The organism is Mesorhizobium sp. P2_B11, assembly GCF_056404855.1.
This window is the reverse complement of record NZ_JBFUDF010000002.1, coordinates 224,951-238,816: the sequence shown is the minus strand read 5'-3', so window position 1 is coordinate 238,816 and position 13,866 is coordinate 224,951. Positions and strand designations below refer to the sequence as shown.

The following is a 13,866-nucleotide window of genomic DNA, read 5'->3' as shown; positions in this document are numbered from 1 at the left end:
ATGAAACGCAGAACAGCTCTAAGATGATATGGCGGTTTCGGACAGGAATGGCGGGCAGTCAAGGCCGCAATGGCCCCGCAGGGGCATGACGGTCATGGCTTCGAAAGGAATTGACATGGCAGACCGCAAGACGGACGCAAAAAAACCGCTCGACGTGCTGGTCGCCGGCGCCGGCTATGTCGGGCTCGCCGCCGCCGTGTCGCTGAAACAGGCGCGGCCGAACCTGGCGGTTGCCGTCGTCGATGCAGCGCCTGCCGGCGTCTGGCAGAAAGACGGCCGCGCCTCGGCGATCGCCGCCGCCGCATGCCGCATGCTCGATCAGCTCGGCGTCTGGCAGGAAATCGTCGGTCAATCGCAAGCCATCACCGAGATGATCGTCACCGATTCCCGCACCGCCGATCCGGTGCGCCCGGTGTTTCTGACCTTCGACGGCGAAGTCGCGCCCGGCGAACCCTTCGCCCACATGGTCGCCAACAAGGATTTGAACGGCGCCTTGCGCCGCCGCGCGCAAAAGCTCGGCATCGAGATCCTCGAAGGCGCCGCTGTCAGCGCCTTTGATGCGGACGGCGCCGGCGTCACCGTGCATCTGGCCGACGGCGGGGCACTGAAGGCGCGGCTGCTGGTCGCCGCCGACGGCGTCAATTCGAAATTGCGCGACATGGCCGGCATCAAGACGGTGAAGTGGGAATACGGCCAGTCCGGCATCGTCTGCACGGTGGCGCATGAGCGGCCGCACAATGGCCGCGCCGAGGAACATTTTCTGCCGGCCGGCCCGTTTGCCACTTTGCCGCTGAAGCCGACCGAGGACGGCACCAACCGCTCGTCGCTGGTCTGGGTCGAACGCTCCGAGGATGCCGAGAAACTGGTTTCGGGCGATGACCTGGTCTTCGAGCATGAGCTGGAACTGCGTTTCGGCCTGAAACTCGGCGAAATCCGCGTCACCGACAAGCCGCGCGCCTGGCCGCTCGGCCTGACCATCGCGCGCGCCTTCGTCGCGCCCCGCATCGCGCTTGCCGGCGACGCCGCCCACGGCATCCACCCGATTGCCGGCCAGGGCCTCAATCTCGGCTTCAAGGATGTGGCGGCGCTGGCCGAAGTGGTGGTCGAAGCCGACCGCCTCGGACAGGACATCGGTGCGCTCGACGTGCTCGAGCGCTACCAGCAATGGCGCCGCTTCGACACCGTGCAGATGGGCGTCACCACCGATGTGCTGAACCGGCTGTTTTCCAACGACATCGGCCCGCTGCGCCAGATCCGCGACATCGGCCTCGGGCTGGTTGAGCGCATGCCGCGGCTGAAGGAGTTTTTTATCCGCCAGGCGTCCGGTCTGTCCGGCGACACGCCACGATTGCTTAAGGGCGAGGCGATCTAGCGGTTTGGCGTCATCCCCCACTTCGTCATCCTAGGGCGGAGCAGTCGCGAAGCGACGTCGCGGAGACCCTAGGATCCATGCCGTGACCTTCGCCGAAGGATGCAACCGCGCAGAATTCTGCACCGCGGCGGCGCTCGTACGTCGCGGCATGGATCCTCGGGTCTGCGCTGCGTCGCTACGCTCCTTGCTTCGCCCGCGGATGACGAAACGATAAGCGCTTCGGCTAATCACCGACCCAAGCGAAGGTCTCAATTAACCTCGAAACCCAGCTTCTGCCGCAGCCGCAGCATGCGCTGGTCGGTGACCCGAAAACTCTGCTCGCCGCCTTGCGCGACGCGGTTCAGCATCTGCAGCAAATCTTCCCGCTCGTGCGGATCGAGGCGCTCGCGCAGGAACGGCGCCAGCTTGTCGATGACGATGGTCGTGTCGTCGATCTGCGCCGAGGCCCACTTGGCGTAGACGACGGCCTCGTCGGTTTTCTTCTGATTCTCGGCGATCTGCGAGATCACCTCGCGGATGACGGTTTCGCGCTTCGGCAGGATCGGGCCGTGCTCCGCAGCCATGGCGGTGATCAGCGTTGCCGCTGCCACCACCGGATCGTCGATCGCCGTCAGCGGCGACAGCGCCGCCTGCTTGCGCAGCTTCTTGCGGCGGATGTTTCCCTGGACGCGCCCGACGACATCGGCGACCTCGCGCGCGGCGTCGTTCATGGCCTTCATGCGGTACCACCAGAACGCCGCCGCTCCCAGCAAGCCGAGAAGAGCAATCAGGAAAGGCATGTCGAAAATTCCCCCGAAAATCCCGGCGACGATAGGAGAACTCAGACGTTGCTTCAACACGCAAGAATTGTGGCTGGTTAAGAAAACAGAGGGTTTGCCCTCGGAGCACCTACACCGAGACCGAACATCCTGGTTTCAGGTTGCCGGCCGCAAAGCCAATCAGACGATGCCCCCTGCGATGGATGCCACCACCCGGATCAATGGGCATTGTCTGCAAGAAATTTCACTGAATGATATTTCGTGCATAGCGATTGACACGCAAAAAATCCCGGCCTATTCAAACTCGCCAGAGATTTCACGTGATGAAATTTCTTGCAAAAGCTGACGCGACGAGGCTTACATCGTCGGGGAACCCGGAGGAGAGAATGAACAGGATTGGGCTGGCGGGCGCATTGAGCGCCGCCGTGATGACGCTGACCTTGGCAATGCCAGGTGCCGCGTCGGCAGAGAGCAAGTTTCAGTGCAAGCCGGACGAGACCTATGTGATGAACGTCATGGTCTCCGCGCATCCCTATTGGGTGCCGGTCTATCAGGGCTTCAAGCAGGCTGCGGCGGCGATGGGTTGCAAGACCGTGTTTTCGGGCACGCCGGACTATGACATCGCCAAGCAGATTGCGTCCTTTGAGCAGGATCTGATCAAGAAGCCGGCCGGCGTGCTGCTGCACCCGATGCAGGCCGATCCGTTCATCGAGCCGATCGACCGCGCCATCGAGAACGGCACCACCGTCGTCACCTTCGCTGCCGACTCGCCGAAGTCGAAGCGCGTGTCCTACATCACCTCGGACAATCTGGCGGAAGCCAAATTCGCTGCCGAGGAGATCGTCAAGCAGGTCGGCGACGATGCCGAGTATGGCGTGCTGGAGAACCCCGGCCAGAGCAACCACGATCTGCGCGTCACCGCCTTCATCGACTATCTCGCCAAGAACTATCCGAAGATGAAGCTGGTCGGACGCCAAGCCTCCAACCAGGACGCCAATGTCGCCAACAAGGCGGTGGCGTCGATGCTGCAGGCCAACCCGAACCTCAAGGCGCTGTGGATTCCGGAGGCCGGTTCGGCCGAAGGCGCGGTCGCTGCCGTTCTGGAAGCCAAGGCCAAGGTGCTGATCATGCACGCCGACATCACGCCTGCGACGCTGGAGCAGATCAAGGCCGGCAACATCCACATGGCGCTGAGCCCCAACCAGGGCATGCAGGGCTATCTCGGCTTCGTCGCCACCTTCATGGCGGCGCATCCGGAACTGATCGACCCGTTCAACGACTACAAGGCGTCGGGCTACAACCCGATGCGCATCCCCTTCGCCGATAACGGCTTTGCCGTCATCACCAAGGAGAATGCCGACTCGTTCGACCTGAACAAGTACATGCAGGGCCGCGATCCCAGCTGATCCGACCATCAGGCAGCCGCGCCATCCGGCGCGGTTGCCTCACCCCCCTGAGCAGGCGAGCACCGCAGTGGAAACCCCGGCCCTTCTCACAATATCCGGCCTCAGCAAATCGTTCGGTCCTGTCCGGGCGTTGCGCGATGTGTCCTTCGAGCTGCGTGCCGGCGAAATCCACGCCATTGCCGGCGAGAACGGCGCCGGCAAGTCGACGCTGATGAAGGTGATCGACGGCATCCTGCCGCCCGACAGCGGCGACATCCAGGTCGATGGCCGCTCTGTCTCCATCCCCTCGCCGCTGGCGGCGCAAAAACTCGGCATCGGCTTCGTGCACCAGGAGATCGCGCTCTGCCCCGATGTCTCGGTGGCCGAAAACATCTTCATGTCGCTCACCAATGCCAGCACGGCGCTGCTGATGAATTACCGCAACCTCGAGAAACGCGCCGAAACGATCCTGGCGCGGCTCGGCAACATCGATCCGACCGCCATGGTGCGCAGCCTGTCGATTTCCCAGCAGCAGCTGGTCGAGATCGCCAAGGCGCTGACGCTCGATTGCCGCATCCTCATTTTCGACGAACCGACGGCCGCGCTGACCGAGCGCGAGGCCACGAACCTGTTCGACATCATTCACCAGCTTGCCGGCGAAGGCATTGGCATCATCTACATCTCGCATCGCATGGCCGAGATCTTCGACAATTGCGACCGCGTCACCGTGCTGCGCGACGGCCAGTACATCACCACGCTCGAGATAGCGGCGACGACGCCCGAACAGGTGGTGGCTTCCATGGTCGGCCGCGTCATCGACAGCCTCTATCCTGAAAAGCTGCGCGACGACGAGCGATCCGACGAGATCCTGCTCGAAGTCGCCAACCTTTGCGAGACGACAACCTTCCACGACATCAGCTTCAAACTGCGCAAGGGCGAAATCCTCGGCATTGGCGGCCTGATCGGGGCCGGCCGCAGCGAGATCGTCAGAGGCGTCTGCCGGCTGGAAGGTCAGGTGACCGGCGATGTCAGCCTGCACGGCAAGCCGCTGTCGCTGACCCATTATGGCGACAGCATCGCCGCCGGCATCGTCTACCTCTCCGAGGATCGCAAGGGCGATGGCCTGTTCCTCGACATGTCGATCGCTGCCAACATCTCGGCTCTTGCGGTCGACCGCATCGCCACACGCTTCGGCCTCATCAACGAACGGCGCGAGAAACAGCGGGCGGAGACGATCGGCAAGCAGCTGTCCTTGAAATGCGGCCATGTCGGCCAGCCGGTCTCGACGCTGTCGGGCGGTAACCAGCAGAAGGTGGCGATCGCCAAGATGCTGTCGGTCGACCCGAAGGTGATCTTTCTCGACGAGCCGACGCGCGGCGTCGATGTCGGCGCCAAGGCGGAAATCCACCGCATCCTGCGCAGACTGGCGCGTGACGGCGTCGGCATCGTCGTCATCTCTTCCGAACTGCCGGAACTGATCGGCGTCTGCGACCGCGTGCTGATCGTGCGCGAGGGACGCATCACCGGCGAGGTCGCCGGAGCGGAAATGACCGAAGAAAACATCATGGTCCTGGCATCGCTTGTCGATGAGCAGCGGACAGATGAACGGAGCGCCGCATGAGCATCGTGGGGGAAAGCATGGACAGCGCAACGCAACCGGCCCGGATCGGTCTCGGGGAAAGGCTCGGCGGCCTGATCAGGATGCGTGAGACCGGCCTGATCCTCATCATCGCCGTGCTGTTTGTGGTGATGTCGTTCGCATCGCCCTACTTCCTCACCTGGGACAATATGCGGGCGATGGCGATGGCTTTTGCTGTCGAAGGCATCGTCGTGGTCGGCATGACGATCCTCTTGATTTCCGGCGGTATCGACCTTTCGGTCGGCTCGGTCACGGCACTCGCCATGGTGATCGCCGGCCTGCTCTTCCTCGCCGGCGTCGACCCCTGGCTGGCATCTCTGGTTGCGATCGCGGCCTGCGGCGGCATCGGCGCCTTCATGGGCTTCTTCGTCACCCGGGTAGGGCTGCACCACTTCATCGTCTCGCTGGCAGTGATGGTGATTGCGCGCGGCCTCTGCCTGCTCGGCACCGGCGGCCGCCCGCTCGGGCTCTATACCTTGCCGCCCGAGTTCAAATTCATCGGCCAGGGCGCCATTGCAGGCATTCCAGTCGTCATCATCATCTTCATCGTCTTCACCGTCCTGTCCGACTTCATGCTGCGCCGCACGACGATGTTCCGCAAAGTCTTCTACACCGGCAGCAACGAGAAGGCGGCCGCCTATTCCGGCATCCGCACCAAGAAGGTCGTGTTCCTGACGACGACGCTCTGCTCGACCCTGTGCGGCTTTGCCGGCGTCATCTACATGGCCCGCTTCGGCTCGGCCCAGCCGACATTCGGCGCCGGCATGGAGCTGAACGTCATCGCCGCGGCTGTCATCGGCGGCGCCAGTCTGACCGGCGGCTCCGGCACCATTCTCGGCGCCATCCTCGGCACGATCCTGCTCTCCGTCGTTTCAAGCTCGCTCGCTCTGCTCGACGTGTCCGTCTATTGGCAGGACATCATCCGCGGGTCCATTCTGCTGACGGCGGTGACCGCCGATTACTACTTCAACAAGCGGCGGGGTTGAGATGGCCGACGGCAGGGAAGATTTCGAGGCGATCCGGCAGATCCACACCGTGCTGGTGCTGCATTTCGTCGACGGCATGAAGCAGAACGACATTGCGGCGGCGCTCAATCTGTCGCCGTCCAAGGTCAATCGCCTGATCGCCCAGGGCCGCAAGCTCGGCATGCTGAGGATCGCGGTCGAGAGCCCGTTCCAGCGCCTGGTCGATATCGAAAAGCAATTGATCGAGATCGCGCAACTGGCGGGCGCGATCGTGACGCCGACCGTGGCCGGCAGCCCCGACAGCACGTTGCAGCAGGTGGGTCGCGCGGCCGCCAACCAGCTGCTCGAGACCTTGCGCGACGGCGATGTCATCGCCATCACCGGCGGCAAGGCGATCAGCGCCCTGGTCGAGAACCTGCAGCCGGAACGCGCCTTCGACGTCACCGTCGTGCCGTTGACCGGCGGCGTCCAGGGCAAGCACTATACCGACGTCAACCATCTGGCGACGCGGCTGGCCGAACGGCTCGGCGGCTCCAGCATGCTCTTGCATGCACCACTGTTCGCCGAGAGCCGCGAGCAGCGCGACCTGCTGCTGGACATGGCCTCGGTGCGCGAGATCTTCGACCTCGCCCGCAAGGCGGCGATCGCACTCGTCGGCGTCGGATCGATCCAGACGCCGGGCTCCAGCTATTACGACCTTCACCCAGGCCTCGATCCCGACCGCGAAAAACTCGCCGCCAGCGGTGCGGTCGGTGAGTTCCTGGCTCACCTGATCCGCGACGACGGCACGCTTGCCGACTATCCGCCCAACGACCGCCTGGTGGCGCTTGCGCCTTCCGAACTCGGCCGCTGCCGGTCGGTGATGGGGGTGGCCAGCGGCGCCGAAAAAGTCTGGCCGATCCGCGCCGCGCTGCGCGGCGCCTATCTGAAATCACTGGTCGTCGACGAAGAGACGGCCAACGCAGTCCTGAACAACGCGGAGAGCATACGCAATGTCGCCTGAAATGTTGACGCGCACCATTGGCGCGTCGGGAATCTCCGCCTCCGCGATTGGCCTCGGCACCTGGGCCATAGGCGGCTGGATGTGGGGCGGCACCGACGAGGCGCAGTCCATCGACACCATCCGAGCCTCGATCGACGAAGGCGTTTCGCTGATCGACACCGCGCCGGCCTATGGCCAGGGACTGTCGGAGGAAATCGTCGGCAAGGCGATCAAGGGCCGCCGCGACAAGGTCGTGCTCGCCACCAAGCTTGGCCTGGTCTGGCATACGAAGAAGGGCAACCATTTCTTCGACTATGACGGCGCGCCGGTGCATCGCTATCTCGGCGCCGGCTCGGTGGTCTACGAGGTGGAGCAGAGCCTGCGCCGTCTCGGCACCGACCATATCGACCACTACATCACCCACTGGCAGGATCCGACGACTCCAGTCACTGAAACCATGGAAGCGCTCGACCGCCTCAAGACCCAGGGCAAGATCCGCTCCATCGGCGCCAGCAATGTCAGCATCAGTGATGTGAAGGCTTACCTCGCCGCCGGCCAGCTCGATGCCGTCCAGCAGGAATACAGCATGGTGGTGCGCGACATAGAACAAGACCTGTTGCCGTTCTGCGCGGAGAACAACGTCTCGGTGCTCAGCTATTCCTCGCTGGCGCTCGGCCTGCTCTCCGGCAAGGTCGGTCCGGACCGCGTCTTCACCGGCGACGACCAGCGCAAGGACAATCCCCGCTTCTCCTTGGCCAACCGCTGCAAAGTGGCGGCACTGATGGAAGCAATCCGGCCGATTGCCGCGGTGCATGGCGCCAGCGAGGCACAGGTGGTCATCGCCTGGACGCTGCAGCAGCCGGGCATCACCTTCTCGCTCTGCGGCGCCCGCAGCCCGCAACAAGCCAAGGAAAACGCGCAAGCCGGCCGCATCCGATTGTCCGGCGAAGAGTTGAAACAGATCAGCGAGGCCGCCAGCCGCCATCTGACCGATCTCGCCGCCTGACGCCATCCATAACCGAAACCCAGTTGAGCTGCCGTCCACCGGACGGCAGAACGGCCCAACTTTGCCCGGCGAAGCCATGCCTGACCAGAGAACCGTCATCCTCGACACGATCCGCCGCAACGGTGCGTTCGATGTCGTCGTCGTGGGCGGCGGCATCAACGGCATCGGCGTTTTTCGCGAACTGGCGCTGCAGGGCCTGAGGGTGCTGCTGGTCGAGCGCAATGATTTCTGCTCCGGCTGCAGCGCCGCCCCCTCGCGCATGATCCATGGCGGCCTGCGCTATCTCGAAAATGGCGAATTCGGCCTGGTGCAGGAATCGTTGCGCGAACGAGACGCGCTGCTGGCCAATGCGCCGCATATGGTGCGGCCGCTGCCGACGACAATTCCGATCCGCTCCGTCTTTTCCGGGCTGATGAATGGCGCGGCGGGCTTTCTCGGGCTTTCGGAAACCCCTTCCAGCCGCGGCGCATTGGCGATCAAGGCCGGCCTGGCGCTCTATGACTGGACGACGCGCAAGCGCCGGGTGCTGCCGCGCCACAGTTTCCGCAGCGCCAGGGCGACCTTCGCGCAATGGCCGGCGCTTGACCCCAAACTGCGCTTCTCCGCCACCTATTACGACGCCTGGATCAGCTATCCGGAACGGCTCGGTATCGAATTGCTGCTCGATACCGCACGCCTGGTGTCCGACTGCCTGGCGCTCAACCGCGCCGAGATCGCGCGGGTCGGGTCGGCCTTCGAACTCACCGATACAGCGGGTGGAGAACGTTTCGTCGTGACCGCCAAGGCAATCGTCAACGCGACGGGCGCATGGCTGGATTCGGCAATCGCCCGGCTCGACGCATCCGAAAAGCCGGCGGCGCCGCTGGTCGAGGGCACCAAAGGGTCGCACCTGATCCTCGACAATGAGCCGCTCTGCCAGGCACTCGGCGGCCACATGATCTTCTTCGAGAATGCCGATGGCCGCGTCTGCATCATGTTCCCCTATCTCGGCAAGGTGCTGGTCGGCTCGACGGATATCCGCGTCAGCGAGGCCGGGCGCGTGCGCTGCGAACCGGCCGAAGCCGAATATATCTTGGCGGCGGCTCGGCTGGTGTTTCCGTCCATTCCCGTCCATGCCTCCGATGTCGTCTTCACCTATAGCGGCATCCGGCCGCTGCCGAAGAGCGACCACGCCTTCACCGGCCGGATCTCGCGCGGCCATTCGGTCCATCGCATCGCCGGCGACATCCCGCAATTCTGCATGATCGGCGGCAAATGGACGACCTTCCGCGCCTTCGCCGAACAGGCGGCCGACGAGGTGCTTGCCGAGCTAGGCCGCGAGCGCCTTAGTGGCACACTCACGCTGCCCATCGGCGGTGGGCTCGGCTTTCCCGCAGACCCGGCATCGCTGGCGGCCGAGCTGGCTGGGGAGTTTGCGATCAGCAGCGAGCGCGCCGCCTATCTCGTCGATCGCTACGGCTGCGGCGCGCGCGACGTCATCCTGTTCTGTCTCGGGCGTCCCGACGATACCAGGCTCGACGGCAGGACCGAAACCACGGCGGCCGAGATCGTCTACCTCATCAGGCATGAGTTCGTGACCGGCCTGTCGGACCTTGTCTTGCGCCGCACATCGCTTGCCATTGCCGGCGACATCTCGATGGGTTCAATCGATCGCATCGCCGATGCGCTGGCCGCCGAGCACGGTTGGACCCACCAGCGTCGCGACGACGAGATAGAAAACCTGATTGCTGAACTCGACACCTATCACGGGGTCTCGCAAGAGATGCTCGACCAACGCACGATCTCAGGAGCAGAACATGAAAGTCAGCGCCAAAGCCCGGATGAACCGGATGTTCACCAACGGCAATTGCCTCGACGTGGCGCTCGATCACGGCGTGTGCAATGAACCCGGCTTCCTCGTCGGCCTGGAGGATATGCCCAGGGTCATCGACACGCTGATCGCGGCAGGCCCCGACGCGCTGCAGCTCGCCTACGGCCAGGCCGATCTGTTGCAATCGCGGCCCGACAAGGACAAGCCGGCGCTCGTCATGCGCATCGACATGGGCAATCCCTATAACGCTGAGCGCCACCGCGTGATGTGGTCGATGCTGCAGAACCATGACGAGCCGATCATCGGCGCGCTGGAGATGGACGCCGCCTGTGTCGTCGTCAATCTGTTCATGCTGCCCGACGAGCCGGAGCTGTTTCGCCAATGCGTTGAAAACATCAGCAAGGTCCGCGCCGCCTGTCACCGCTACGGCATGCCGTTGATGATCGAGCCGCTGGTCATGCTGCCCAACGATATCAGGGGCGGCTACCAGGTCGATGGCGACGCCGAAAAGATCGTCACGCTGGTGCGGCTCGCCGCTGAAATGGGCGCCGACATCATCAAGGCCGACCCGACCGAGCGGCCGGAAGATTTCCACCGCGTCGTCGAGGCAGCGCGCGTGCCGGTACTGGTGCGCGGCGGCGGCAAGGACGACTTGAAGACGGTGCTGGCGAAATCCTCGGCGCTGCTCAGACAAGGCGCCAAGGGGCTGGTCTATGGCCGCAACATCTATCAGCATGCCAACCCGAAGGCGGTGGTCAACGCGCTGATGGCGATGATCCACAACGATGCCGGCGGCGAAGAGGCCTGGGATATCTACAACAATGGCTGATCAAGCCGCATATCTGCTCGGCCTCGACGCCGGCAACACCATCATCAAAGCGGTGCTGTTCGATCGTGGCGGACGGCAGCTCGCCATGCATGCCGTTGCCGGCCGCTCGCACACGCCGCAACCCGGCTATGTCGAGCGCGACCTCGGCGGCATGTGGGCCGACGCGCGCGACGCCATTCGCGCCTGCATTGCAGAGGCCGGCATCGATGCGCGTGAAATCGCCGCCATCGGCTGCGCCGGCCACGGCAACGGGCTCTATCTGGTCGACCGCGTCGGCACACCGCTGATCGGCATCCAGTCGCTCGACACCCGCGCTGCGTCCACGGCGGCGACACTGGCGTCGAGCAACGCCGAAGCGCTGCACGCCATCTGCCTGCAAAAGCCGTGGCCGGCGCAAACGCCGACCTTGCTGGCCTGGGTCAAAGAGCATGCGCCTGACCTCTATGCTGCGACCGGCACGGCGATGCTGTGCAAGGATTTCATCACCTACCGCCTCACCGGCGAGCGGGTGAGCGACGTCTCCGACATGTCCGGCTGCGGTCTCGTGCGCATGCCGGATGGCGTCTACGATGCCGAACTTCTCGCGCTCTATGGCATCGAGGATGCGCAGTCCAAACTGCCACGCCTGCTCGACAGCGCCGACATTGCCGGCACGATCACCGCACAGGCGGCAGCCGAGACCGGACTGGCGGCAGGCACGCCGGTCATCGCGGGCTATTTCGATGTCGTCGCCAGTGCCATGGGCGCGGGCGTCGTGCGTCCCGGCGAAGCCTCTGTGATCGCCGGCACATGGTCGGTCAATCAGGTGTTCTCTACCGCGCCGGTTGTCGACCCCAGTGTTTTCATGGTGGCGCGCTTCGGCCCCGGCCGCTTCGTCAACATCGAATCCAGCGCGACATCGGCCGCCAATCTCGAATGGTATGTGCGCGAATTCGTCGAGCGCGGCGCCCATCATGACGATCCTTTCGGCCACTGCAACGCAGCGGTCGGCGCGATAACGCCGGCCTGGGATGATCCGATCTTTCACCCGTTTCTCTACGGATCGGGACAGGGTGCGGAATTCCGTGCCGGCTTCTACGGCCTAGCCGGCTGGCACAAAGAAGGCCATCTGCTGCGCGCACTGTTCGAGGGCGTGATGTTCGAGCACAGGCGCCACATCGACGTCTTGAAAAACGCCGGCGTCAGCTTCGACAAGGCAGTGCTTTCGGGGGGCGGATCGCGCAGCGAGCACTGGCCGCAAATTTTTGCCGACGGGCTCGGCGTGCCGATCACCGTCCCCGAGGCGCGCGAGACCGGTGCGCTGGGTGCTGCGATCGGCGCCGGCGTGGCGGCCGGTCTGTTCGCCGACTATGAAGCCGGGGTCGATGCCATGACCCGGTCGAGCGCCGCCTACCGTCCGGACCCGTCCATGGAAGAACACTACAACAGGCGTTATCGCGCCTATTGCGGCCTCGCCGATACGCTGCGATCGTTCTGGGCCGAACAGGCCGCAGGACAAGCACCGCAATGACCCAACGGCTCGAAGGCGACTACGACTACATCATCGTCGGCGCAGGCACGGCCGGCTGCGTGCTGGCCAACCGCCTGAGTGAAAACCCGGCGACGCGCGTGCTGCTGCTCGAGGCCGGCGGCAGCGACAATTACCACTGGGTGCACATCCCGGTTGGCTACCTCTATTGCATCGGCAATCCGCGCACCGACTGGATGATGAAAACCGCGCCCGAAGCCGGCCTGAACGGCCGCTCGCTGGTCTATCCACGCGGCAAGGTTCTGGGCGGCTGCACCTCGGTCAACGGCATGATCTACATGCGCGGCCAGGCGGCCGACTATGATGGCTGGCGGCAGATGGGCAATGTCGGCTGGGGCTGGGACGATGTGCTGCCCTATTTCCTCAAATCCGAAGACCATCACGGCGGCAAGACCGAGCTGCATGGTTCCGGCGGCGAATGGAAAGTGGCGCGGCAACGCCTGTCCTGGCCGATCCTGAACACGGTGCAGGAGGCCGCCAAGGAATTCGGCATCATGCCGCGCGAGGATTTCAACGACGGCGACAATGAAGGGTCGGGCTTTTTCGAGGTGAACCAGAACAAGGGCGTGCGCTGGAACACAGCCAAGGCCTTCCTACGCCCGGCGCTGCGGCGGCCGAACCTCCGGCTGGTCGTCAACGCGCATGTGGAGAAGGTGCTGTTTGACGGCAAGCGCGCGACCGGCGTCCGCTACCGCGTCGGCGGCGACACCGTCGAGGCCAAGGTCAAAAGCGAGGTGCTGCTGACGGCCGGCTCGATCAACACGCCAAAACTGCTCGAGCTGTCAGGCGTCGGCCAGCCGGACCGCCTCGCCGGACTTGGCATCGACGTGGTTCACGCCAGCCCCGATGTCGGCGAGAACCTGCAGGACCATCTGCAGATCCGCACTGTCTACAAAGTGTCGTCGGCGCTGACGCTCAACACGCTGGCCAACAGCCTGACCGGCAAGGCGCGGATCGCGCTGCAATATGCCTTTGCCCGATCGGGGCCGATGTCGATGGCGCCGAGCCAGTTCGGCATGTTCTCGAAATCCGATCCGTCGATGGCGACGCCGGACCTCGAATACCACGTTCAGCCGCTGTCGACCGACCGGCTGGGCGACCCGCTGCATCCGTTCCCGGCGATCACCATGTCGGTCTGCAATCTGCGCCCCGACAGTGTCGGCTCCGTGCACGCCACGACGCATGAACTGGCCGTGCAGCCGGAGATCCGGCTGAACTATCTCTCGACGGTGCGCGACCGCGAAATCGCGCTACGCTCGGTGCGGCAGGCGCGCTCGATCATGACCGCCAAGGCGCTTGAAGCCTTCCATCCGGAGGAGATTCTGCCCGGTCTCGGCCACCAGTCCGACGACGATTTGCTGCACCAGATCGGCTCGATCGCCACGACGATCTTCCATCCTGTCGGCACCTGCCGCATGGGCATCGACAACCGAGCGGTCGTCAGCCCGGACCTGCGCGTGACCGGTGTCGAAGGCCTGCGTGTCATCGACGCCTCGATCATGCCGCGCATCGTTTCCGGCAACACCGCCTCGCCGGTGGTGATGATCGCCGAGAAGGCGGCGGACCTGATCCGCCGCGCGTGAGCCTGCCGA

12 protein-coding genes are annotated in these 13,866 nt (G+C 64.4%); 11 read left to right on the top strand and 1 reads right to left on the bottom strand.

The features are described from left to right. Positions 1-115: 115 nt before the first annotated feature. Positions 116-1,372, top strand: coding sequence for a ubiquinone biosynthesis hydroxylase (locus AC1DYJ_RS05565; RefSeq protein ID WP_477288568.1), 1,257 nt, complete (start codon positions 116-118; stop codon positions 1,370-1,372). 248 nt (positions 1,373-1,620) lie between these two features. Here the strand turns inward: AC1DYJ_RS05565 and AC1DYJ_RS05560 are convergent, their stop codons facing one another. Then, positions 1,621-2,151, bottom strand: coding sequence for a hypothetical protein (locus AC1DYJ_RS05560; protein ID WP_477288566.1), 531 nt, complete (start codon positions 2,149-2,151; stop codon positions 1,621-1,623). On the opposite strand from AC1DYJ_RS05560, the gene AC1DYJ_RS05555 reads away from it, so the two are divergent. The 10 genes from AC1DYJ_RS05555 (at position 2,150) to AC1DYJ_RS05510 (ending at position 13,857) form a co-directional block, all read left to right on the top strand. Then, positions 2,150-2,476 (top strand): hypothetical protein, encoded by a 327-nt coding sequence (locus tag AC1DYJ_RS05555; protein ID WP_477288564.1) that lies wholly within the window; start codon positions 2,150-2,152, stop codon positions 2,474-2,476. The two genes, AC1DYJ_RS05560 and AC1DYJ_RS05555, sit on opposite strands and share 2 nt — an antisense overlap. A gap of 40 nt (positions 2,477-2,516) precedes the next feature. Next, positions 2,517-3,536: a substrate-binding domain-containing protein gene (locus AC1DYJ_RS05550; protein ID WP_477288562.1), complete on the top strand. Its 1,020-nt coding sequence runs from the start codon at positions 2,517-2,519 to the stop codon at positions 3,534-3,536. A gap of 67 nt (positions 3,537-3,603) precedes the next feature. Next, on the top strand, positions 3,604-5,136 hold the full coding sequence (locus tag AC1DYJ_RS05545) for a sugar ABC transporter ATP-binding protein (protein ID WP_477288560.1): 1,533 nt from the start codon (positions 3,604-3,606) through the stop codon (positions 5,134-5,136). A 17-nt stretch (positions 5,137-5,153) separates the two neighbouring features. Beyond that, positions 5,154-6,140 carry an ABC transporter permease gene (locus AC1DYJ_RS05540; RefSeq protein WP_477288647.1) on the top strand — a complete coding sequence of 329 codons (987 nt, stop codon included), beginning with the start codon at positions 5,154-5,156 and terminating at the stop codon, positions 6,138-6,140. A gap of 1 nt (position 6,141) precedes the next feature. Further along, positions 6,142-7,122, top strand: a complete 981-nt coding sequence (locus tag AC1DYJ_RS05535; RefSeq protein ID WP_477288558.1) for a sugar-binding transcriptional regulator — start codon at positions 6,142-6,144, stop codon at positions 7,120-7,122. Further along, entirely contained in the window at positions 7,112-8,107 is a 996-nt protein-coding gene (locus AC1DYJ_RS05530) for an aldo/keto reductase (RefSeq protein ID WP_477288556.1), read from the top strand. Before AC1DYJ_RS05535 ends, AC1DYJ_RS05530 begins: the two co-directional genes overlap by 11 nt. Before the next feature lie 76 nt (positions 8,108-8,183). Beyond that, positions 8,184-9,992 (top strand): glycerol-3-phosphate dehydrogenase/oxidase, encoded by a 1,809-nt coding sequence (locus tag AC1DYJ_RS05525; RefSeq protein ID WP_477288555.1) that lies wholly within the window; start codon positions 8,184-8,186, stop codon positions 9,990-9,992. Beyond that, positions 9,904-10,746: a class I fructose-bisphosphate aldolase gene (locus tag AC1DYJ_RS05520; RefSeq protein WP_477288553.1), complete on the top strand. Its 843-nt coding sequence runs from the start codon at positions 9,904-9,906 to the stop codon at positions 10,744-10,746. The genes AC1DYJ_RS05525 and AC1DYJ_RS05520 overlap by 89 nt, the downstream gene beginning before the upstream one ends. Further along, the gene (locus AC1DYJ_RS05515) at positions 10,739-12,256 is read left to right on the top strand and encodes an FGGY-family carbohydrate kinase (protein WP_477288551.1); all 1,518 of its coding nucleotides are present in this window, start codon (positions 10,739-10,741) and stop codon (positions 12,254-12,256) included. The genes AC1DYJ_RS05520 and AC1DYJ_RS05515 overlap by 8 nt, the downstream gene beginning before the upstream one ends. Next, positions 12,253-13,857: a GMC family oxidoreductase gene (locus AC1DYJ_RS05510; RefSeq protein WP_477288549.1), complete on the top strand. Its 1,605-nt coding sequence runs from the start codon at positions 12,253-12,255 to the stop codon at positions 13,855-13,857. Before AC1DYJ_RS05515 ends, AC1DYJ_RS05510 begins: the two co-directional genes overlap by 4 nt. The last annotated feature ends 9 nt before the right edge of the window (positions 13,858-13,866 follow it).

Coding starts and splice junctions, on each gene's coding strand:
- AC1DYJ_RS05565 (WP_477288568.1), top strand. CDS start 116: ATGGCAGACCGCAAGACGGACGCAAAAAAACCGCTCGACGTGCTGGTC.
- AC1DYJ_RS05555 (WP_477288564.1), top strand. CDS start 2,150: ATGTCGAAAATTCCCCCGAAAATCCCGGCGACGATAGGAGAACTCAGA.
- AC1DYJ_RS05560 (WP_477288566.1), bottom strand. CDS start 2,151: ATGCCTTTCCTGATTGCTCTTCTCGGCTTGCTGGGAGCGGCGGCGTTC.
- AC1DYJ_RS05550 (WP_477288562.1), top strand. CDS start 2,517: ATGAACAGGATTGGGCTGGCGGGCGCATTGAGCGCCGCCGTGATGACG.
- AC1DYJ_RS05540 (WP_477288647.1), top strand. CDS start 5,154: ATGGACAGCGCAACGCAACCGGCCCGGATCGGTCTCGGGGAAAGGCTC.
- AC1DYJ_RS05535 (WP_477288558.1), top strand. CDS start 6,142: ATGGCCGACGGCAGGGAAGATTTCGAGGCGATCCGGCAGATCCACACC.
- AC1DYJ_RS05530 (WP_477288556.1), top strand. CDS start 7,112: ATGTCGCCTGAAATGTTGACGCGCACCATTGGCGCGTCGGGAATCTCC.
- AC1DYJ_RS05525 (WP_477288555.1), top strand. CDS start 8,184: ATGCCTGACCAGAGAACCGTCATCCTCGACACGATCCGCCGCAACGGT.
- AC1DYJ_RS05520 (WP_477288553.1), top strand. CDS start 9,904: ATGAAAGTCAGCGCCAAAGCCCGGATGAACCGGATGTTCACCAACGGC.
- AC1DYJ_RS05515 (WP_477288551.1), top strand. CDS start 10,739: ATGGCTGATCAAGCCGCATATCTGCTCGGCCTCGACGCCGGCAACACC.
- AC1DYJ_RS05510 (WP_477288549.1), top strand. CDS start 12,253: ATGACCCAACGGCTCGAAGGCGACTACGACTACATCATCGTCGGCGCA.